At 68.2% G+C, this 20,807-nt stretch carries 21 protein-coding genes and 1 tRNA gene; 18 read left to right on the forward strand and 4 right to left on the reverse strand.

Going from position 1 to position 20,807, the window contains the following annotated elements; all coding sequences use genetic code 11:
* Window positions 1–12: 12 nt before the first annotated feature.
* Window positions 13–612 (reverse strand): vitamin K epoxide reductase family protein, encoded by a 600-nt coding sequence (locus OSC27_RS08085; protein WP_267180926.1) that lies wholly within the window; start codon window positions 610–612, stop codon window positions 13–15.
* A gap of 296 nt (window positions 613–908) precedes the next feature.
* Here OSC27_RS08085 and OSC27_RS08090 point away from each other — a divergent pair, with 296 nt between their 5' ends.
* Window positions 909–3,398: an Rne/Rng family ribonuclease gene (locus tag OSC27_RS08090; RefSeq protein ID WP_267180927.1), complete on the forward strand. Its 2,490-nt coding sequence runs from the start codon at window positions 909–911 to the stop codon at window positions 3,396–3,398.
* A gap of 68 nt (window positions 3,399–3,466) precedes the next feature.
* On the opposite strand, the gene OSC27_RS08095 is transcribed toward OSC27_RS08090, so the two are convergent.
* Entirely contained in the window at window positions 3,467–3,751 is a 285-nt protein-coding gene (locus OSC27_RS08095; protein ID WP_267180928.1) for a DUF4031 domain-containing protein, read from the reverse strand.
* A gap of 135 nt (window positions 3,752–3,886) precedes the next feature.
* Between OSC27_RS08095 and rplU the strand changes: the two genes are divergently transcribed.
* The 11 genes from rplU to OSC27_RS08150 all read left to right on the forward strand — a co-directional run bounded on the left by rplU (window position 3,887) and on the right by OSC27_RS08150 (window position 11,372).
* Window positions 3,887–4,195, forward strand: a complete 309-nt coding sequence (gene rplU, locus OSC27_RS08100) for a 50S ribosomal protein L21 (RefSeq protein ID WP_267180929.1) — start codon at window positions 3,887–3,889, stop codon at window positions 4,193–4,195.
* Between the two features lie 22 nt (window positions 4,196–4,217).
* Complete coding sequence (rpmA, locus tag OSC27_RS08105) at window positions 4,218–4,472, forward strand: 50S ribosomal protein L27 (RefSeq protein WP_267180930.1); 255 nt, start codon at window positions 4,218–4,220, stop codon at window positions 4,470–4,472.
* Between the two features lie 120 nt (window positions 4,473–4,592).
* A complete protein-coding gene (gene obgE / locus OSC27_RS08110) occupies window positions 4,593–6,113 on the forward strand; it encodes a GTPase ObgE (protein WP_267180931.1) in 1,521 nt (506 codons plus the stop codon).
* A gap of 9 nt (window positions 6,114–6,122) precedes the next feature.
* Complete coding sequence (gene proB, locus OSC27_RS08115) at window positions 6,123–6,905, forward strand: glutamate 5-kinase (protein ID WP_267180932.1); 783 nt, start codon at window positions 6,123–6,125, stop codon at window positions 6,903–6,905.
* A 9-nt stretch (window positions 6,906–6,914) separates the two neighbouring features.
* A complete protein-coding gene (locus OSC27_RS08120; protein ID WP_267180933.1) occupies window positions 6,915–8,183 on the forward strand; it encodes a glutamate-5-semialdehyde dehydrogenase in 1,269 nt (422 codons plus the stop codon).
* A 60-nt stretch (window positions 8,184–8,243) separates the two neighbouring features.
* A complete protein-coding gene (locus OSC27_RS08125; protein ID WP_267180934.1) occupies window positions 8,244–8,474 on the forward strand; it encodes a hypothetical protein in 231 nt (76 codons plus the stop codon).
* Between the two features lie 14 nt (window positions 8,475–8,488).
* The gene (gene nadD / locus OSC27_RS08130) at window positions 8,489–9,097 is read left to right on the forward strand and encodes a nicotinate-nucleotide adenylyltransferase (protein ID WP_267180935.1); all 609 of its coding nucleotides are present in this window, start codon (window positions 8,489–8,491) and stop codon (window positions 9,095–9,097) included.
* Window positions 9,094–10,362, forward strand: coding sequence for a hypothetical protein (locus tag OSC27_RS08135; protein ID WP_267180936.1), 1,269 nt, complete (start codon window positions 9,094–9,096; stop codon window positions 10,360–10,362). The genes nadD and OSC27_RS08135 overlap by 4 nt, the downstream gene beginning before the upstream one ends.
* A 4-nt stretch (window positions 10,363–10,366) precedes the next feature.
* Window positions 10,367–10,744, forward strand: a complete 378-nt coding sequence (rsfS, locus tag OSC27_RS08140; protein ID WP_267180937.1) for a ribosome silencing factor — start codon at window positions 10,367–10,369, stop codon at window positions 10,742–10,744.
* A 103-nt stretch (window positions 10,745–10,847) separates the two neighbouring features.
* Window positions 10,848–10,923, forward strand: a tRNA-Ala gene (locus OSC27_RS08145).
* A 53-nt stretch (window positions 10,924–10,976) separates the two neighbouring features.
* Entirely contained in the window at window positions 10,977–11,372 is a 396-nt protein-coding gene (locus OSC27_RS08150; protein ID WP_267180938.1) for an SRPBCC family protein, read from the forward strand.
* A gap of 124 nt (window positions 11,373–11,496) precedes the next feature.
* On the opposite strand, the gene OSC27_RS08155 is transcribed toward OSC27_RS08150, so the two are convergent.
* Window positions 11,497–12,534 carry a LacI family DNA-binding transcriptional regulator gene (locus OSC27_RS08155; RefSeq protein WP_267180939.1) on the reverse strand — a complete coding sequence of 346 codons (1,038 nt, stop codon included), beginning with the start codon at window positions 12,532–12,534 and terminating at the stop codon, window positions 11,497–11,499.
* A gap of 105 nt (window positions 12,535–12,639) precedes the next feature.
* On the opposite strand from OSC27_RS08155, the gene OSC27_RS08160 reads away from it, so the two are divergent.
* From OSC27_RS08160 to OSC27_RS08175, 4 genes are all read left to right on the forward strand, one after another.
* Entirely contained in the window at window positions 12,640–13,557 is a 918-nt protein-coding gene (locus OSC27_RS08160; RefSeq protein WP_267180940.1) for a carbohydrate ABC transporter permease, read from the forward strand.
* On the forward strand, window positions 13,557–14,471 hold the full coding sequence (locus tag OSC27_RS08165) for a carbohydrate ABC transporter permease (RefSeq protein ID WP_416348834.1): 915 nt from the start codon (window positions 13,557–13,559) through the stop codon (window positions 14,469–14,471). The genes OSC27_RS08160 and OSC27_RS08165 overlap by 1 nt, the downstream gene beginning before the upstream one ends.
* An 83-nt stretch (window positions 14,472–14,554) precedes the next feature.
* The gene (locus OSC27_RS08170) at window positions 14,555–15,916 is read left to right on the forward strand and encodes an ABC transporter substrate-binding protein (RefSeq protein WP_267180941.1); all 1,362 of its coding nucleotides are present in this window, start codon (window positions 14,555–14,557) and stop codon (window positions 15,914–15,916) included.
* Between the two features lie 129 nt (window positions 15,917–16,045).
* Window positions 16,046–17,806, forward strand: coding sequence for a glycoside hydrolase family 35 protein (locus OSC27_RS08175; RefSeq protein ID WP_267180942.1), 1,761 nt, complete (start codon window positions 16,046–16,048; stop codon window positions 17,804–17,806).
* Window positions 17,807–17,820: 14 nt separating this feature from the next.
* On the opposite strand, the gene OSC27_RS08180 is transcribed toward OSC27_RS08175, so the two are convergent.
* Window positions 17,821–18,267: a MaoC/PaaZ C-terminal domain-containing protein gene (locus OSC27_RS08180; protein WP_267180943.1), complete on the reverse strand. Its 447-nt coding sequence runs from the start codon at window positions 18,265–18,267 to the stop codon at window positions 17,821–17,823.
* Between the two features lie 131 nt (window positions 18,268–18,398).
* Between OSC27_RS08180 and OSC27_RS08185 the strand changes: the two genes are divergently transcribed.
* Window positions 18,399–18,608, forward strand: coding sequence for a heavy-metal-associated domain-containing protein (locus OSC27_RS08185; RefSeq protein WP_267180944.1), 210 nt, complete (start codon window positions 18,399–18,401; stop codon window positions 18,606–18,608).
* Window positions 18,608–20,803, forward strand: a complete 2,196-nt coding sequence (locus OSC27_RS08190; protein ID WP_267180945.1) for a heavy metal translocating P-type ATPase — start codon at window positions 18,608–18,610, stop codon at window positions 20,801–20,803. The genes OSC27_RS08185 and OSC27_RS08190 overlap by 1 nt, the downstream gene beginning before the upstream one ends.
* Window positions 20,804–20,807: the final 4 nt, after the last annotated feature.

Here is a 20,807-nt window from a genome sequence, read left to right on the forward strand (position 1 = left end):
CTGGCGGAAGACTCAGATGCGGTGCAGCCAGTCCAGCTGCACCTGCGCCACGATGGCGACGAACGCGTAACAGACGATCGTGATCAGCGGCACCCAGGCATAGAGAACAGCGGATGCGCGGCGCACCCCCGCCGGCACGGGAATGTTGCCCATCTTCAGGTTGTACAGCGTGACCGCGAAGAATGTGGGGATGGTCACCGACCAGGTGACCATGCACCAGGGGCACAGCACGAACAGTGCGTACACGCTCTGCCAGATGAGCCAGCCCACGAGCACGATGGCACCGAGCACGCCGAGGTTGAAGAGCATCCAGAACCAGCGGGAGAACTTCGCCTCGGCGAGGATGCTGACGCCGACGGCGATGACGGCGGGCCAGCAGGCGATACCGATGAGCGGGTTCGGGAACCCGAGTACCGCACCCTGAGGTGAGGAGAGGTTGGTGCTGCAGCCGATGAGAACACTGAAGTTGCAGCTCAGCTGGGCCTTCGGATGCTCGAGCAGCGTGAACTTGTCGAGCGTGAGCAGGAAGGCGGCGGCGAACCCGATTGCCCCGGCGATCACGAGGAACACTGCCAGAACGGTCGGTCGCTTCTCGGGTGCAGTCAGGGACACCCTCGGATTATGGCACAGCGTCGTAAGCGGCTCCCCACAGCCGGGCGTGCGATAATGGGGGGCAAGTCATCGCCGGCCGCGCCGGTGAGACGCCAAAGAAGGCTTTACGGGCGAACTTCGCCCAGTGCCCGCATCGAAGAAACGATCGGGAGAACATCGACCAGATGATGATGTGATCAGAGCCACAGGGCCGGTCGCATCACGTGAGAATTGGCGGCAGCCCGCACCGGCGGGCCCGCTCGAGAGAGTAACCGGACGGTGGCGCGGCCCCCATCCGGTCGAGGAGTGCACCAGAGATGGTGGAAGACGACAACACGAACAATCAGGCAGCAGACAATACGACGGGGGAGACGAGGAAGCGCGGCAGGCTTTTCGGTTCGCGGCGAGCGAGCCGTAAGCCGGAGCAGGCCGAGGTCGAGGTCGTCGCTGAGGCGACCGCACCCGCCGATCCCTCCGCTGGTCGAGTAGGCGCCAACGGCGCCGTATCGAGACCCGCCCACGAGCACGTCGAGCCCGCGGCCGAGCCCCCGCAGGCGGATGCGCCCGCACAGACGGTCACGGCAGAGTCGGCCGCCGAGCCCGCGCCGGCACCCGAGGTGTCGGCCGCGCGCACCGGCCTGCCATCCACATCGATACTCTTCAAGGCGCCAGACATCGTTCCGCTGCCACCCCTGCCCGGAAACGAGCGCGAGGAGCGCGACGACCGCGGCGACGAGCCCGAGGAGGGCACCCGAACGCGCAAGCGCCAGCGCCGCCGCTCGGGCGATTCAGGTGACGAGTCGTCGTCACGGTCGCGCCAGCGCGAGGCGCCCGAGCCCATCACGGAGCCGCAGCGCATCAAGGGTTCTACTCGGCTCGAGGCGAAGAAGCAGCGACGCCGGGATGGCCGCGACGCCGGCCGTCGTCGCCCCGTCATCACCGAGGCCGAGTTCCTCGCCCGCCGTGAAGCCGTCGACCGCACCATGATCGTTCGCGAGAAGAACGGGCGCATCCAGATCGGCGTGCTCGAAGACAGCGTGCTCGTCGAGCACTACGTCGCCCGCTCGCAGGAGGCGTCACTCATCGGCAACGTCTACCTCGGTCGGGTGCAGAACGTGCTGCCGAGCATGGAGGCGGCGTTCGTCGACATCGGACGCGGCCGCAACGCGGTGCTGTACTCCGGCGAGGTCGACTGGGAGGCGGCCGCGGAGAACGCGGGCGGCAACCAGGCCCGCCGCATCGAGCTCGCGCTGAAGCCGGGCGACAAGGTTCTTGTGCAGGTCACGAAGGACCCGGTCGGCCACAAGGGTGCGAGGCTCACGAGCCAGGTCTCCCTGCCGGGGCGGTACCTCGTCTATGTGCCGAACGGCTCGATGAACGGCATCAGCCGCAAGCTGCCCGACACCGAGCGCGCTCGCCTGAAGAAGATCCTCAAGGAGGTTCTGCCCGAGAACACCGGCGTCATCGTGCGCACGGCCGCCGAGGGGGCGACCGACGATCAGCTGACGCTCGACGTCAACAGGCTGCGCGCCCAGTGGGAGGCGATCAGCGCGCAGGCCGAGAACGGCCAGGCGCCCGCCATGCTGCACAGCGAGCCCGACCTGCTCATCAAGATCGTGCGCGACGTCTTCAACGAAGACTTCCACCGCCTCGTCATCGAGGGCGACGAGGCCAGGGAGACCATCGAGCGCTACCTCTCGCAGGTGGCCCCCGACCTGCTCGAGCGCGTCGAGCGCTACGAGGGCGCGAAGGACTCCTTCGACGAGTTCCGCATCACGGAGCAGATCGAAAAGGCGCTCGAGCGCAAGGTGTGGTTGCCGTCCGGCGGCTCGCTCGTCATCGACCGCACGGAGGCCATGACGGTCGTCGACGTCAACACCGGCAAGTTCGTCGGCAGCGGCGGCAACCTCGAAGAGACCGTGACGAAGAACAACCTCGAGGCCGCGGAAGAGATCGTGCGTCAGCTTCGCCTACGCGACATCGGCGGCATCATCGTGGTCGACTTCATCGACATGGTGCTCGAGACCAACCGCGACCTCGTGCTTCGACGCCTCGTCGAGTGCCTCAGCCGTGACCGAACGAAGCACCAGGTCGCCGAGGTCACCTCGCTCGGCCTCGTGCAGATGACGCGCAAGAAGCTCGGCCTCGGCCTGCTCGAGACCTTCAGCGAACCGTGCGAGGTGTGCGCGGGCCGCGGCGTGGTCGTGCACCACGACCCTGTGGCCAAGCACCGCTCATCGTCGAACTCGTCAGAACGCCGCCGCGGCAAAGGCGGGAACGGCGGTGGCAACGGTGGCGGCAGCAGCAACGCGCCGGCCGTCGCGCCGCACGCCATCACCGATGACGCCAAGAACGCGCTCGCCCAGATCGCCGCAAGCACGCTGGCCGCCCACGCGGCCGATCTCACGACCGAGCACGGCCAGGAGATCACCCAGGCTCGCATCGACGACGTGATCGCCGAAGAGAAGACCGAGGAGAACGCATCGGGCCGCACCGGCAAGTCGAGCCGCGGCCGAAAGCGTGACACCGGTCGCCAGACCGCTGAGCAGAATGCCGAGCAGCGCACGGAACAGGCCATGGAGCAGAGCACCGTCGCGATCCTCGACATCCCCATTGAGCCGGCCCCCCGCGCCCGTCAGCGCGCGAAGAGCAGCGAGACCGAGCACCTGCTCGACTCGGTGCTCGAGGCGCTCCCACAGCCGAAACAGCCCGGCCACGGCCGTTCCCGCAGCCGTCGGGTGACGACGGCTGCTCTCACGGGTGTCGCGGTCACGCCCGAGAGCGCGGGCGAGACGCACCAGGCGTGAGCGACGCGAGCGGGCGGTGGCCACGGCCGAGTGCGCTCCCGAGGCGAGCGAGTGGATGCGGCATCCGCTCAGCGTCTGCCTTCGTGAGGCGCTCGATCGCGGCCGCGCACCCGCAACCCGCTGGCGCGAAGACGCACGACCAGCTCCCGTCCCGTGACCGGCAGAGCGCCGGCCACGACGAGGCTGTCATAGCGCGCGGCGGGAACGTCGTAGTGGTCGAGGTCGAACGCCCGCGGCGGAACCCCGTTTGCCTCGGCGAAGGCGTGCAACTCGTCAAGCGAGTGGTCGCTGACCAGGTGCGAGAAGAACGTGCCATGTGCCGGCCACGCGGGCGAGTCGATGAGCACGGTCATGTCTCGAGCCTATTGCCGTCTCGGCTCGAATTGACCGGCGCCCTCGCCGTCGAGTAAACTCGACCGTTGGTGTGTGTCGGCCCTTTCGGCCGCACGAATTCCCACAAGATTCCCCCCAGAGAATAGGTACGTGAAGTGGTTTACGCAGTTGTGCGCGCCGGTGGTCGGCAGGAAAAGGTCGAGGTCGGCACCATTGTGACGATGGACCGGATCAAGGCCGACAAGAACGGCAATGTCGAGCTGCCTGCGGTGCTGCTTGTCGATGGCGAGAAGATCACGTCTGACGCATCGTCGCTCGCCAAGGTGACCGTCACGGCCGAGGTTCTCGGTGACCTTCGCGGCCCGAAGATCGTGATCCAGAAGTTCAAGAACAAGACCGGCTACAAGAAGCGCCAGGGCCACCGCCAGGAGCTCACGCGCGTCAAGGTCACCGGCATCAAGTAGTCAGCTTCGAGGAGAGAAACCCATGGCACACAAAAAGGGAGCGAGTTCCACTCGCAACGGTCGCGACTCCAACGCGCAGCGTCTCGGCGTCAAGCGCTTCGGCGGCCAGGTCGTCGGTGCAGGCGAGATCATCGTCCGCCAGCGCGGCACGCACTTCCACCCCGGCGTGAACGTCGGTCGTGGCGGCGACGACACCCTGTTCGCCCTTGAGGCGGGTGCGGTCGAGTTCGGCCAGAAGGGCGGCCGCAAGGTCGTCAACATCGTCGCGAGCGCCTAGCAACTTCCGCGGCACAATATCGGCGTGGGCGAGCTTCGGCTCGCCCATCCGTGTTTCATCAGCACATCGGCACCAGAGCCGGCAACCCACCGGCATCTGCACAGCGTCAGGAGCGCGAGCATGGCGACATTCGTCGACAACGTCACGCTGCACCTGCGCGCAGGCAGCGGCGGCAACGGCTGCGTGTCCATTCGACGCGAGAAGTTCAAGCCGCTCGCCGGCCCTGACGGCGGAAACGGCGGCAACGGCGGCGACATCGTTCTCGTCGCCGACCCCCAGGTGACGACGCTGCTCGGCTACCATCGCAGCCCGCACCGCTCAAGCCCCAACGGTGGCTTCGGAATGGGCGACCACCGCAGCGGGACGACGGGTGAAGACCTCGTTCTGCCGGTTCCCGTCGGCACGGTCGTGAAGGATGCCGACGGCACCGAACTCGCTGACCTCGACGAGGCGGGCATGCGAATCGTCGTCGCGCCGGGCGGCCAGGGCGGCCTCGGCAACGCCGCCCTCGCCTCCACCAAGCGCAAGGCGCCCGGTTTCGCCCTGCTCGGCACGCCGGGCTGGGAGGGCGATGTCGTCCTGGAGCTGAAGACTGTCGCCGATGTGGCGCTGGTCGGCTACCCCTCCGCAGGCAAGTCGAGCCTCGTGGCCGCGCTGTCTGCCGCGAAACCGAAGATCGCCGACTACCCGTTCACCACCCTGCACCCCAACCTCGGCGTCGTTCAGGCGGGCGAGTCCCGGTACACGATCGCGGATGTGCCCGGCCTGATCGAGGGCGCAAGCGAGGGCAAGGGACTCGGCCTCGAGTTCCTGCGGCACGTCGAGCGCTGCAGCGCCCTGCTGCACGTGCTCGACTGCGCCACGCTCGAGCCCGGGCGCGACCCGCTCACCGACCTCGACGTGATTCTCGGCGAACTCGAAGCGTATCCGGTGCCCGACGGCCAGCTGCCGTTGCTCGAGCGGCCGCAACTCGTGGCGCTCAACAAGATCGATGTGCCCGAAGGGCGCGACCTCGCCGACATGGTGCGGCCCGAGCTCGAGCAGCGCGGCTACCGCGTGTTCGAGATCTCCTCGGTCAGCCACGAGGGGCTGCGTTCGCTCTCGTTCGCCCTCGCCGAGGTGGTGGAGAGGCAGCGACGGGAACAGGCCGCGGCCGACGCGGCCAGGCCACGCATCGTGATCAGGCCGGCATCCGTCGACGACAGCGGATTCACGGTGCGCGTGGAGGGGGGAACCTACGGCCCCGTCTACCGCATTCTCGGCGCAAAGCCGGAGCGCTGGGTAGCGCAGACCGACTTCACCAACGACGAGGCGATCGGATTCCTCGCGGACCGTCTGGCGAAGCTCGGCGTCGAAGACGACCTGTTCAAATCGGGCGCGGTCGCGGGGTCGACCGTCGTGATCGGCCGCGGCGACGGCGTCGTCTTCGACTGGGAGCCCACGCTCACCTCGACCGCCGAGCTGATCACAGCCCCGCGTGGCACCGACACCCGGCTGGGCGAGTCGCACCGCCCCACCCGGAATCAGCGGCGTGAGGAGTACTTCGAGCGCATGGACGCGAAGGCCGAGGCGCGCGCCGAGCTCGAGCGGGAGCGCGAGGCGGGCCTGTGGTCGGGCGAGTCGAGTGAGAACGAGGAGTAGGCACGCACGATGACGATCCGCGATCGCAGTCAGGTGCCGTCGGCTAAGCGCGTCGTCGTGAAGGTGGGTTCGTCGTCGATCAGCGGCGAGAACGCCGGCCAGATCCCTCGCCTGGTCGACGCGCTTGCCGAAGCCCACGGTCGGGGCACCGAAATCGTGCTCGTCTCCTCCGGCGCCATCGCAACGGGGGCGCCGTTTCTGGCTCTCGACGAGCGGCCGACCGACCTTGCGACGCAGCAGGCCGCCGCGGCGGTGGGACAGAACGTGCTCATCTACCGTTACCAGGACAGCCTCGACCGGTATGGCATCGTTGCGGGGCAGGTGCTGCTGACCGCGGGTGACCTCGACAATACGACCGCGAGAAGCAACGCGCAGAGGGCCATGGAGCGCCTGCTCGCGCTGCGCATCCTGCCCATCGTCAACGAGAACGACACGGTCGCGACACACGAGATCCGCTTCGGCGACAACGACCGACTCGCGGCGCTCGTCGCCATTCTGGTGCGGGCAGACCTGCTCGTGCTCCTTTCCGACGTGGATGCGCTCTACACGCGCCCGCCCGACCAGCCCGGGGCGACACGCATCGATGTTGTGCCCGCCTTCGACGATCTCGACGGTGTCGAGGTCGGCGCAACAGGCAGCAGTCGCGTCGGCACAGGCGGCGCCGTGACGAAGGTCTCTGCCGCCCGGCACGCGGTCGAGGAGGGCACGGCCGTGATCTTCACGTCGACGGCGCTCGTCGAGGCGGCACTGGCGGGTGAAACAGTGGGCACCTGGTTCGAACCCGCCGGATAGACTGGCGGCATGTCGCTGCCTACCGTCGCTCAGACGAGCCTGACAGAGCGGCTTGCCGCCGCCCGAACCGCCTCACGCGCTCTCGCGGGTGCCACGACCGACGTGAAGAACCGGGCACTCGCCGCCATTGCGGACGGCGTGCGCGCACACGCGGGCGAGATCGTCACGGCCAATGAGCTCGACCTGGCCAACGGCCGCGAGAACGGCCTGACTGTCGGGCTCCTCGACCGACTTACGCTCACTGAGGCGCGCCTGGATGCCCTTGCCGACGCTGTGCTTGAGATCATCGCTCTGACCGACCCTGTTGGCCAGGTCGTGCGCGGCAGTTCGCTGCCGAACGGCGTGAAGATCAGCCAGGTGCGCGTACCGTTCGGCGTTGTCGGCGCCATCTACGAGGCGCGGCCGAACGTGACCATCGACATCGCGTCCCTGGCGATCAAGAGCGGAAACGCCGTCGTGCTGCGCGGCGGCAGCGCCGCGCTCAACTCGAACCGGGTTCTCGTGGGCGTCATCCAGGCGGCGCTCGAGTCTGTTGGGCTTTCCGGCGATGCCGTGCAGACGATCGACGACTTCGGTCGTGATGGAGCCAGGAAGCTCATGCGGGCCCGCGGGTACGTTGACGTGCTGATTCCGCGCGGCTCCGCCGAGCTCATTCAGACCGTCGTCACCGAGTCGACCGTGCCCGTCATCGAGACCGGGGCCGGGGTGGTGCACATTCTGCTCGATGAGAGCGCGCCGCTCGACTGGGCGGTCGAGATCGTGCACAACGCGAAGGTGCAGCGGCCCAGCGTGTGCAACGCCGTCGAGACCGTGCTCGTGCACGAGGGCGCGGCCGAGCGGCTGCTTCCCTCCGTACTTCAGCGGCTCGCGGCATCCGGTGTCACGGTGCATGGTGACGAGCGCACGCGCGCCCTTTGGCATGATGCGGTGCCGGCGACCGAGGAGGATTGGTCGAGCGAGTACATGAGCCTCGACGTCTCCGTGCGCGTGGTCGACTCCCTCGACGAGGCGATCGAGCACATCCGCCGCTATTCGACCGGGCACACCGAATCGATCGTGACGAACGACCTGCAGCGGGCCGAGCGCTTTCTCGCCGAGGTCGATTCCGCGGTCGTCATGGTGAACGCGTCGACACGGTTCACCGATGGCGGCGAGTTCGGCTTCGGCGCCGAGGTGGGAATCTCGACGCAGAAGCTGCACGCGCGCGGGCCGATGGGGCTGCCCGAACTGACGAGCACGAAGTGGATCGTGCGCGGCACCGGCCAGGTTCGCTCGTAACAGGCTGAGCGGCCGATAGAATCGTAAACCGGCGCCTGCGCCGACGAAAGGAAGAACCACATGTCACTCGTGACGGCCGTACTGGCCGAGGCCGAACACGCACTGCCCGCTCCCACCTGGGTCTTCGGCGTCGTGCCGCTCGTTCTCTTCGCGGTGCTCGCATTCGTGCTGTGGACCTACCGCGACGTGGCCAACCGCCACGTGCACAAGGCCGAGGCCGCCGCCTCTGACCACGCAGGCTCGCCCGGCGCGACGAGCCACGGCGACGGCCACCCAGGGCACGGCCACTGACCCGCGCCTCGCAGATGGTGCAGACCGAGAAGCGTCGCCCACGCGTTGGCGTGATGGGCGGCACCTTCGATCCGATTCACCACGGCCACCTCGTGGCCGCGAGTGAGGTCGCCCAGTCGTTCGACCTCGATGAGGTCGTCTTCGTGCCGACGGGAGAGTCCTGGCAGAAGGCGGAGGTCGATGTCACGCCCAGCGAGCATCGCTACCTCATGACGGTGGTGGCGACCGCGTCCAACCCGCGCTTCACGACCAGCCGCGTTGACATCGACCGCGGCGGGCCGACCTACACGATCGACACGTTGCGTGACATCCATGCCCAGAGGCCGGATGCCGAGCTGTTCTTCATCACCGGCGCCGACGCGATCGCCCAGATTCTCAGCTGGCACAACGTCGAGGAGCTCTGGGAGCTGGCACATTTCGTCGCTGTGAGTCGCCCGGGACATGACCTGACTATTTCTGAATTGCCGAGCCGGGACGTAAGCTTGTTGGAGGTTCCGGCCCTGGCAATCTCGTCGACGGACTGTCGGAGCCGGGTGAGAAGGGGATACCCCGTCTGGTACTTGGTTCCGGATGGCGTGGTTCAGTACATCTCCAAACACCATCTGTATCGGAGTGTGGCATGACTGTGTGGCAAGATCGGCCGCCACAGACGCGGCGAGAGGCACGAGAGCGCGAGCGTCGTGAAGCGCTCGACTCCTCGGGCGGTTCGCGCCGTGCCACTGCCACTGAGCCGACGCAGGCGGGCGAGGCCCCGCAGCTCTCCACGCCGTTCATCCAGGTACGCCCCACACGTGAGGGCGACGAGTCAGAGGTCGAGCGCGAGCGCGAGACCGTGCCCGCTAGTTCGTTCGCACCGCCCACGCGTCCGCGCCTTCCCCGGTACGACGGCCCGTTCGACCTCACCTCGCACGACGGTCAGGACGACCTCGAGAAGACCCTGCCGGGCGTCACCAACCACCGTGCCCGCCCGCAGAACCCCGACTTCTATCGAACCGGCCGCGACGATTCCGAGCCGGAGCCGGTCACGGTGCCCGTCGCCCTCGTTCCCGGCCGTCAGCCGGGCAGGCTCTACCCGCCTGAGACGGCCGACGAGTCCGACACGCACCCGCCGCAGGACGACGACGCGGTGCCCGAGCGCACCCTGACCCGCCGCGAGCTGCGCGCCATGCTGCAGGCGCAGCAGGCGAACGAGCAGGCACGCGGCGACGAGGAACACCCCGAGCAGGGTGAGGCTCATCCGCTCGGCGACGATAAGCCGCTCGGCGACGATAATCCGCTCAGCGACGACCACGACGGCGCGCCTCGCGCCTCGGCTGAGGCCGCAGAGAGCGACCACGGCCCGTCGGCGGTTGCGGTGGCCCCACCCGCCACCGTGGCGCTGCAGGGCGGCTCGACACAGCGCGATGAAGCGGATGCCGCATCCGCTCCTGTCGCGGCCAGACCGGCACCCCGGCAATCCTCCTTCGACGATGTGTTGGCCCAGAACACCGACAACGGCGGATCGACCACGGCATCGAACGCGCTGATCCTGCCCGTGGTGCCGTCGGCGCCCGACGCGACCGGCCCGCTGACGAGCACGGGAGAGATTCTCGTGACCGGCACCATCGACCTGCCGCGCAGCCTCGGCGCGACCGGGCAGCACCCCGACCGCTACGACTCGTCCGAGATGGATCGGCTCTTCGACCAGGAAGCCGACCCACGCACCTCCGACGTGGCGCCCGTGCGCGCGAGTCGTGCCGTGAGCACGCACACCTCCACCCGCGGCATGATTGCCCCGCCGAAGAAGCGCAGCTCTCGCCTGCCTGTCATCCTTCCGGTCACCGCCGCCGTGCTTGCGCTGGCTGTGATCGGCCTCGTCATCGCAGGCGTCGTCTTCAAGGTCTTCTGATCGAGTGACGGCAACAGAACGAGCCCGCGAGCTCCTCGCTATCGCCGCGAAGGCGGCGGATTCTCGCGGTGGCGAGGACGCGGTTGCGCTTGACGTTTCCGGACCTCTGCCGCTTGCCGACATCTTCCTGCTCGTCACCGGCACGTCGGAACGCGCCGTGGCCGCGATTGCCGACGGAGTCGAAGACGCCCTGATCGCGGCCGGCGTGAAGCCGCTGCGACGCGAGGGCCGGGCCGAGGCGCGTTGGGTGCTGCTCGACTTCGGCGACCTCGTGGTGCACGTCTTCCACGAGCAGGACCGCATGTTCTACTCGCTCGAGCGGCTCTGGAAGGACTGCCCGGTGGTGCCGCTCGCGGTGGAGGCAGACCGCCGCGCCGGCTGAGTCGGGCTCGCCCTGAACGGGGCCTCCTCGTGAGGGCCGCTCGGTTTCAGGGAGCCGCCGGTCATGTAGTACTCTGTTCAGGTTGCTTCCGCGAGGAAGAGACGGGGCTGTGGCGCAGTTGGTAGCGCACCTGCATGGCATGCAGGGGGTCAGGGGTTCGAATCCCCTCAGCTCCACCAATCCTGTCGTCCTCCCGCGGCTTTCGAGCGGCTCTCGGTGCTACCGTCGCTCCATGACATGGCGCGCGCGACACGTTTCCCAGCCGATCGAGCGGGATACGGCGGCTGTCGCCGCCTTCGCGGGGGACCCCCGTAATCTGCCGCTCTGGGCCGCGGGGCTGAGCGCCGGCATCCGTCTCGAGGGGCAGCGATGGCTGACCGATTCGCCCATGGGCGTCGTGGAGGTCGCGTTTGTCGGTCCGGTGGAGCACGGGGTGCTCGATCACGACGTCGTCATGCCCGATGGCACGCGCGTGCACAACCCGTTGCGTGTGCTGCGCAACGGCGATGGCAGCGAGGTCGTCTTCACGCTGTTCCAGCGCCCGGGGATGTCGGAGGCCGATTTCGAGCATGACGCAGAGATGGTACGAACGGATCTGGCGAGGCTTCGAGAGCTGCTCGAGCGCTGAGGCTCGGCTCTGGGTTTCGAGACGCGCCTTGCGGCGCTCCTCAACCCGCCTGCGGCGCTCCTCAACCCGCCTGCGGCGCTCCTCAACCCGCCTGCGGCGCTCCTCAACGTGCCTGGAGCGCTCCTCAGCCCACGTGCCGCGGGGCGGCGGTACTGCTGCGCACGACAAGGCGGGTCGGTGCCACGACCATGCCCGGCGTCGTCTCGCCGCGCTCGATTTCGGCAAGCAGGATCTCGATGCTTCGGCGGCCGACCACGTCGAAGTCCTGGTGGATCGTGGTGAGCGGCGGCCAGAACGAGTCGGCCTCGGCCATGTCGTCGAAGCCGACCACGCTGATGTCGCCCGGCACGTCGATGCCGCGCTCGTGGAACGCGCGCAGCGCGCCGAGCGCCATCTGGTCGTTCCCGGCGAAGACCGCGGTGACGCCCGCCACGCGGGAGAGGTCGAGCCCGGCCGCGTAGCCCGAGGCCGTTGACCAGTCGCCGCGAACGGCATCCGGTACCTGGCGCCCTGCCTGCACCAGCGTGTCGCGCCAGGCCTGCTCGCGGCGGGATGCCGAGTACGACGTCTCGGGACCGGCGACATGCCAGACCGTGTCGTGGCCGAGGTCGAGCAGATGCTGCGTGGCGAGACGCGCCCCCTGCATCTGGTCGGTGTCGATGACGGGGTAGTCGTCACGCTCGGCCGAATCGATCACGACGACCGGCAGCCCCGGGGGCAGCTCGACGTCTGCCTTGTCGACGATATGAGCTTCGATGACGATGACGACCCCGTCGACGGCCTGTTCGATGAGGCGGGCCAGGGCGACACTGACATCGCTCTGCGTCGTGTGCTCGACGGGAACGAGCGTGATGGAGTAACCGGCCCGTGCTGCGGCGACCGCGATGGCGTCGAGGGTGCGCATGTTGCCGAACGACGAGAGCGTGAACATGATGACGCCGATGTTGCGGAAGCGGCCCAGTCGGAGGGCCCGCGCCGCCTTATTCGGGCGATAGCCGAGGGTGCGCATCGACGCCAGGACACGCTCGCGGGTGCCCTGTTCCACGTTCTGCAGGCCGTTCGCCACGCGCGAGACGGTTTGGGTCGAGACGCCCGCATGGGCCGCGACGTCTCCCATGGACGGGCCGCGAGAGGCGGAGCGCGCAGGTAACACTTCGGTCATGATCGGCTCTCCTTTGGCCCGGGCCACTGTTGCATGGTGACGTGAACATGTTATTGTGCTCGAGCAGATGTTGACGTAAACATTCCCTCGATCGTGAAAGCAGTCATGACGACGACGTCCCTGAACCACAGCGGCACAGGCCGCACGCTGCGACGTGAACGCCGCGACTGGCGCGGCTGGGCGTTCGTCGCCCCGTTCATGATCGTCTTTCTCGCCATGATCATCGCTCCTGTGCTCTACGCGCTCTGGCTCAGCCTCTTCCGTGACCAGCTCATCGGCGGCAACGCCTTCGTCGGTCTCGAGAACTACGCGGATGCGCTGAAGGACAGCAAGTTCTGGGAGTCGCTCTGGCGGGTCACGCTGTTCCTCGTGGTCCAGGTGCCGATCATGCTGGCGTTGGCCCTGGTCGCCGCACTCGCCCTCGACAGCGCGCGCCTGAACGGCAAGAGCTTCTTTCGCATCGCGATCTTTCTGCCGTATGCCGTGCCCGGAGTCGTCGCCGCGCTGATCTGGGGCTTCATGTACGGCGACCAGTTCGGCCTGACCGCGAGCATCAACGACCTTCTCGGCTCACACATCGTGAAGCCGTTCAGCAGCAGCTGGATACTGCCCTCGATCGGCAACATCGTCACGTGGGAATTCATGGGCTACAACATGCTCATCTTCTACGCGGCGCTGAAGGTGATCCCGACCGAACTGTACGAAGCGGCAGAAATCGACGGGGCGGGCCAACTGCGCATCATCGCCAGTATCAAGATCCCCGCGCTGCGCGGTGCGCTCGTGATCACGACGATCTTCTCGATCATCGGCAGCTTCCAGCTGTTCAATGAGCCCAACCTGCTCAAGTCGCTCGCGCCCAACGTGATCACGAGCTACTTCACACCGAACATGTACGCATACAACCTCTCGTTCGCCGGGCAGCAGTTCAACTACGCGGCGACCATCGCCATCGTGATGGGCGTGATCACCGCGGTGATCGCCTACATCGTTCAGTCCCGCGGCTCGCGAACGGAGGACTTCTGATGACGACTCTCACCCGGTCCGCAGCGCCCGTCGTAGTGAAGCCCGGCGCGACGAAGCGCTCACGGCGGCCGCGTCGGCGCCGATCCGTCGTGCTCATGATCATGATGATCGTGTTCACCGTCTACTCGGTGTTCCCGCTGCTGTGGCTCATCATCAACGCCACGAAGAGCCAGGCCAGCCTCTTCTCGTCGTTCGGCCTCTGGTTCGGCGACGGCTTCGACCTGTTCAGCAACATCGCTCAGACGTTCAGCTACGACAACGGCATCTTCCTGCACTGGTTCGGCAACACGCTGCTCTACGTGGTCTTCGGGGCGGGCGGTGCGACTCTGCTGGCAACGGTCGCGGGCTACGGCCTCGCCAAGTACCGGTTCCCCGGCAGGCGCGCCGTCTTCGCGGTCGTGCTCGGCGCCGTGGCGATCCCCGGAACCGCGCTCGCCGTGCCGACGTTCCTGATGTTCAGCTCGATCGGGCTCACGAACACCCCGTGGGCGGTCATTCTGCCCTCGCTGATCAGCCCCTTCGGTCTCTACCTCATCTGGGTCTTCGCGACGGATGCGGTCCCCTCAGAGCTGCTCGAGGCGGCGCGCATGGATGGAGCGAGCGAGTTCCGCACCTTCTTCACGATCTCGCTGCGGCTGCTCGGGCCCGGCATCGTGACCGTATTGCTGCTCACGATCGTGGCCACCTGGAACAACTACTTCCTGCCCCTGATCATGCTGAGCGACCCCACGTGGTACCCGCTGACGGTCGGCCTCGGCCAGTGGAGCGCGCAGGCGAGCGGCGTCGGCGCGCAGCCCATCTTCAACCTCGTCATCACCGGCTCGCTCATGACGATCGTGCCGATCGTGATCGCGTTCCTGTTCCTGCAGCGCTACTGGCAGTCCGGTCTCGCCGCGGGAAGCGTCAAGCAATGAGTGGCAGCGCACGTGCGACCGACGTGCCCCGCGCATCCGACTGACCTGCACCACCAACCCCCAATGAAGTGAAAGGTTGACACATGAAACGCAGCACTCGACCCGCCGTTCGCCGGCTCGTCACGGCGCTCGCCGCGGGCGCCATGATCGGCGCGACCCTCGTGGGATGCTCGAGCGGGGGCGGCACGACATCCGGCTCCGACGCGAAGACGGGCATGGCCGCCGTCGACGCCGCTCTCAAGAAGGGCGGCACCATCACCTACTGGACCTGGACGCCCGCCGCCAAGGCCCAGGTCGCCGCCTTCGAGAAGAAGTACCCGAAGGTGCACGTCAAGCTCGTCAACGCGGGCACGAACACCACCGAGTACACGAAGCTGCAGAACGCCATTAAGGCGGGGTCAGGGGCACCGGATGTCGCGCAGATCGAATACGGGGTCATTCCCCAGTTCGCGCTCGCCAAGTCACTCGTTGACCTGAAGACGTTCGGCTTCGACTCGCTGAAGAAGGACTACGCGTCGGGCCCCTGGGGTGACGTGACGGTCGATGGCGGACTGTGGGGCCTCCCGCAGGATTCCGGGCCCATGGCCATGTTCTACAACAAGACGGTGTTCGACACGTACGGCATCACGGTGCCGAAGACGTGGGATGAGTACGTCGCCGCAGCCAAGAAGCTGCACGCCGCCAACCCCAACGCCTATATCACCAGCGACACGGGCGACCCCGGCCAGACCACGAGCATGATCTGGCAGGCCGGCGGCACGCCGTTCTCGGTCAAGGGCACCGACATCACCATCAACCTGCAGGATTCCGGCACCAAGAAGTACACCGAGATGTGGAACCCGCTGGTCGAGGGCAAGCTCGTCGCCCCGATCCCCGGCTGGAGCGACGACTGGTACAAGGCGCTCGGCAACGGCACGATCGCCACGCTGCTGACCGGCGCGTGGATGCCCGGCGTGCTCGAGTCGTCGGTGAAGGACGCCTCGGGCGACTGGCGCGTTGCCCCGATGCCGACGTATGACGGCACGCCCGTGAACGCCGAGAACGGCGGCAGCTCGGAGGCCGTCATCAAGCAGAGCAAGAACCAGGCGCTTGCTGCCGGGTTCCTGCGGTGGCTGAACGACAGCAAGCAGAGCGTGTCGATCTTTGTCGAGGCCGGCGGCGGGTTCCCGTCGACGACCGAGGCTCTCAACTCGTCCGAGTTCCTCGACGCCGCCCCGGAGTACTTCGGCGGCCAGAAGATCAACCAGGTTCTGGTCGAGGGTGCCAAGAACGTGCTGCCCGGTTTCAGCCTGCTGCCGTACCAGCTGTACGCGAACAGCATCTTCGGCGACACGGTCGGCAAGTCCTACGCCGCGAACAGCGACCTGAACGCCGGCCTGAAGTCATGGCAGAAGCAGCTCGTCGACTACGGAAACCAGCAGGGGTTCACCGTGACCGGCAAGTGAGAATCGAGCGCAACGACGCGTGATCCCTCACGCGCTTCGAACAGCGGATGCGTGTGGCCGGCCCCAGGCGGCCGGCCACACGTGCGCTCCGCACCCCTCCCGCAGCCACCCCACACCGGAGCCCCCTCAGTGACCACCTTCTCCATCGCCGGCGACGACTTCGTTCTCGACGGGCGGCCCCACCGCATCCTCTCCGGTGCCCTGCACTATTTCCGAGTGCACCCAGGGCTGTGGGCCGACCGGATTCACAAGGCCAGGCTCATGGGGCTCAACACCATTGAGACGTACGTTCCGTGGAACCTGCACGAGCCGCGAGTCGGGGAGTGGGTGAGCGACGGCCCTCTCGATCTCGGCGCGTTCCTCGACGCCGTGGCCGCCGAGGGCATGCACGCGATCGTTCGGCCCGGCCCGTACATCTGCGCCGAATGGAGCAACGGCGGCCTGCCGGCCTGGCTGTTCGCCGACGCCGGCGTGGGGCTGCGCCGCAACGAGCCGCAATACATGGCGGCGGTCGAGCGGTACCTGACGCACGTGCTCGAAATCGTGGCGCCGCGCCAGGTCGGCGCAGGCGGGCCGGTCCTCCTCGTGCAGATCGAGAACGAGTACGGCGCGTTCGGGGACGACGCGGAGTACCTGCGCGAACTCGTGCGCATCACGCGCGCGTGCGGCATCACCGTGCCGCTGACCACCGTGGACCAGCCACGGGCGAGCATGCTCGAGAACGGCTCCCTGCCCGAGCTGCTGAAGACCGCCTCGTTCGGCTCACGCGCGACGAGCCGCCTCGCCACCCTTCGTGCGCACCAGCCGAAGGGCCCGCTCATGTGCTCAGAGTTCTGGGACGGCTGGTTCGACAGCTGGGGCGAGCACCACCACACCGCCGACGTCGCCGAGTCGGCGGCAGAGCTTCGCGCGGTGTTGGGCGCCGGCGCATCCGTCAACATCTATATGTTCCACGGCGGAACGAACTTCGGCTTCACCAACGGCGCCAACGACAAGGGCGTCTACAAGCCCATTGTGACGAGCTACGACTACGACGCGCCGCTCGACGAGGCGGGGAACCCGACGGCAAAGTATTGGGCGTTCCGCGAGGTGATCGCCGAGTTCGCGCCGGTGCCCGCTGAGGTGCCGCGGGCGGCGGCGGACGCGCCGCGCCCCTCGTCCCGGCTGGATGTCACGGTGCCGCTCGCCGACGTTCAGGAGCGACTGGGGGAGTGGAGTGAGCACGTTGACCCCGCCACCTTCGACGAGCTGGGGCATGACGGGCCGTTTGCGGTGTACGCGACGACGATTGACACCGCGGTTGATGCCGTTCTCGAGTTCGGTGAGGTTCGCGACCGCGCCCAGGTCTTTCGTGACGGATGCCGCGTGGCCGCACTCGCCCGCGACCACCACGAGCGCGCCGTGACGGTGCCGGCCGGCAGTGCCTCCATTTCGGTGCTGGTCGAGGATCTCGGGCGTGTGGACTACGGGCCGCGTCTCGGCGAGGCCAAGGGGCTCATCGGCCCGGCGCTGCTCGACGGCGAGCCGCTCCGACGGTGGCGCGTGCTGCCGCTCGACCTCACGCGGCTCGACGTCATCGATGCGGCGCTGGACGCCGGCGCGCCCGCCACGGCGACGCTCGTGGGCCCCTCTTTCGCACGGGGCCAGTTCGTGCTCGAGGAGCCGGCCGATCTCTTTCTCGACACCGGAGCATGGGGCAAGGGCGCGGTGTGGGTGAACGGCTTCGCCCTCGGGCGCTACTGGTCACGCGGCCCGCAGCGCACGCTCTACGTTCCAGCGCCGGTGCTGCGCGAGGGTGCCAACACGGTGCTCGTGCTCGAGCTCGAGGCGGCGCGCTCCACGGCGATCACCTTCGCCGCGTCTGCCGACCTCGGTCATCTCGAGTCGTAGAGACGCTCGATCGCTCAGGTGGGGCGGGTGAGCACCATGAGATCCATGCGGCCGGACTGCACCGTCTCGCCGCGCTGATTGGCGAGGCTCACCCGGCGCTCGATGATGCCGTTGCGACCGTTGCTCGTTGGCCGCGTCGACAGGATCTCGACCGTGCACGTGACGGTGTCGCCGATGAACACCGGCGCAATGAATCGCCACTCGTCGATGCCGAGGAGCGCCACCGCGCTGCCCTCGAACACCCCGGTGCGGGCGATGAGCCCGAGGCACAGCGACGCGCCGAGCATGCCGTGCACGATGCGCTGCCCGTAACGCGTCTCGCGGGCGAACTCGACATCGGTGTGCACCTGGTTGTTGTCGCCCGTCCACGCGGCAAACGACACGACGTCGGCCTCCGTGATGGTGCGGCCGGGCGTGACGATTCTCTGGCCGGGGTGGAGGTCTTCGAGGTAGAGCGGCACGGGGCCAGTATTCCACGGCAGGGCCGGTTCGTGCCGGAAGCCGATTCCACGCGCATCCGCTTGCCGGAATACCCGGGAGGGGTATGCTGTTGCTGGCTGTGACGTGTAAGTCTGACGAAGGAGAACCGTAAATGACGACGACCGAATTCACCGTGACGGGCATGAGCTGCGGGCACTGCGAACGCGCGATCCGCGACGAGGTCACGGCGGTGCCGGGCGTGACGGGCGTCGAGGTGAGCGCTGCCACCGGCACGCTGCAGGTCACAAGCGACGTTGCCGTCGACGACCGCGCGGTGCTCGCCGCCGTGGATGAGGCGGGCTACAGCGCCGTGAGGTCCTGATGGCGGGCACGACGACCGCGACGCCAGCAGCTGCCGGAAAAGGGCCGCTGACGCAGCTGGATCTCGCGATCGGCGGCATGACGTGCGCGAGCTGCGCCAGCCGCATTGAGAAGAAGCTCAACCGTCTCGACGGCGTCGAGGCGAGCGTCAACTTCGCGACCGAGAAGGCGCGGGTCACGGCGCCCGCAGGGATCGACCCGCAGCTGCTCATCGACGAGGTGGCGCGCACCGGGTATACCGCGGCCCTGCCGGCGCCCGCGGCCGAGGCCGCGGCATCCGCTGATCGGGATACCGAGCTGGGTCGCCTGCGTCTACGCCTCATTGCGGGAATCGTGCTGGCCGTGCCGGTAGTGGCGCTGTCGATGATCCCGGCGCTGCAGTTCGCCGGCTGGGCGTGGGTCGCGCTCCTTCTCTCGACGCCGGTCGTGCTGTGGTGCGCGTGGCCGTTCCATCGCGCCGCGGCGGTCAACCTGCGGCACGGCGCCGCGACCATGGACACGCTCATCTCGGTGGGCACCCTCGCGGCGTTCGTCTGGTCGGTGTACGCGCTCGTCACGCCAGGCGATGGCCTGCACGTGTACCTCGAAGTGGCGGCGGGCGTGACGGTGTTCGTCCTCGCGGGCCGCTACATGGAGCGGCGCACCACCAGGCGTGCGGGGGCCGCGCTGACCGCGCTGCTCGAGCTCGGGGCGAAGGATGCGGCGGTCATGCGAGACGGCGTCGAGACCCGCGTGCCGATCGACGAGATCGCCGTGGGCGACGAATTCGTGGTGCGGCCGGGTGACAAGATCGCTGCTGACGGTGTGGTCGTCGAGGGCGCCAGCGCGGTCGACGCCAGCATGCTCACGGGGGAGTCGCTGCCCGTCGACGTTGGCATGGGCGACCGGGTCACCGGCGCCACCATGAACGCCGGCGGCCGGCTTCTCGTGCGCGCGACGGGCGTCGGCGCTGAGACCCGGCTGGCGCAGATGGCGGCGCTCGTGGAGAACGCTCAGGCGGGCAAGGCGCAGGTCCAGCGCCTGGCAGACCGTATCTCGGCCGTGTTCGTGCCGATCGTGATCGGACTCGCCCTCGCGGTGCTGGCGGGCTGGCTGCTCGCGGGCGCCCCCGCGGCCGACGCGTTCACGGCGGCGGTCGCCGTGCTCATCATCGCCTGCCCCTGTGCGCTCGGCCTCGCCATGCCCACCGCGCTCCTGGCCGGAACGGGCCGCGGCGCCCAACTCGGCATCCTCATCAAGGGGCCCGAGGTGCTCGAGAGCACGCGCCGCGTCGACACGATTGTGCTCGACAAGACGGGAACCGTCACCACCGGCCGCATGACACTGACCGACGTCGTCGCCGCGCCCGGCGCCGACCGGGACGAGCTGCTGCGGCTTGCCGGCGCGCTTGAGAGCGGCTCCGAGCATCCGATCGCCCGGGCAATAGCGGATGCGGCGGCGCACAGCGCCGGCCCCCTTCCCGCTGCCGAATCGTTCGTGGCCACTGCCGGCCACGGCGTCAGCGGCGTCGTGCAGGGCCGCGCCGTGCGCATCGGCCGGCCAGAAGAGCCGCTCACGCAGGAACTGGCTGACGCCCGGGAGAGGGCAGAGGCCGGCGGCGGCACCGTCGTCGCCGTGATGCTCGACGGCAGCACGCGCGGCATCCTCGTGGTGGCCGACCGGCCCAAACCGACGAGCGCCGAGGCGGTGCTCCAGCTGAAGCGCGCGGGTCTTCGACCCGTGCTGCTGACCGGCGACAACGCCGGCGCGGCGCGGCGCATCGCCGACGAGGTGGGCATCGACGAGGTCATCGCAGGCGTTCTGCCCGAAGGCAAGGTGGATGCCGTGCGGCAGCTGCAGGCCTCGGGCCGGGTCGTCGCCATGGCGGGCGACGGCGTCAACGACGCGGCGGCGCTCGTGCAGGCGGATCTCGGCATGGCCATGGGCGACGGGACCGACGTGGCGATGGAGGCCGCGGACATCGCTCTCGTACGCGGCGACCTTCTCGCCGCCGTCGATGCGATCCGGCTCGCGCGCTCCACGTTCAGCACCATCAGGGTGAACCTGTTCTGGGCGTTCGCGTACAACGTCGCAGCGATCCCGCTTGCGGCCGCCGGCCTGCTCGATCCCATGTTTGCGGGGGCGGCGATGGCCCTCTCGAGCGTGCTTGTCGTGGGGAACAGCCTCAGGCTCCGCACCTTCCGGCCCCTGGGCTGAGCGC

The organism is Microbacterium sp. STN6, assembly GCF_026410545.1.
Lineage (GTDB): Bacteria > Actinomycetota > Actinomycetes > Actinomycetales > Microbacteriaceae > Root112D2.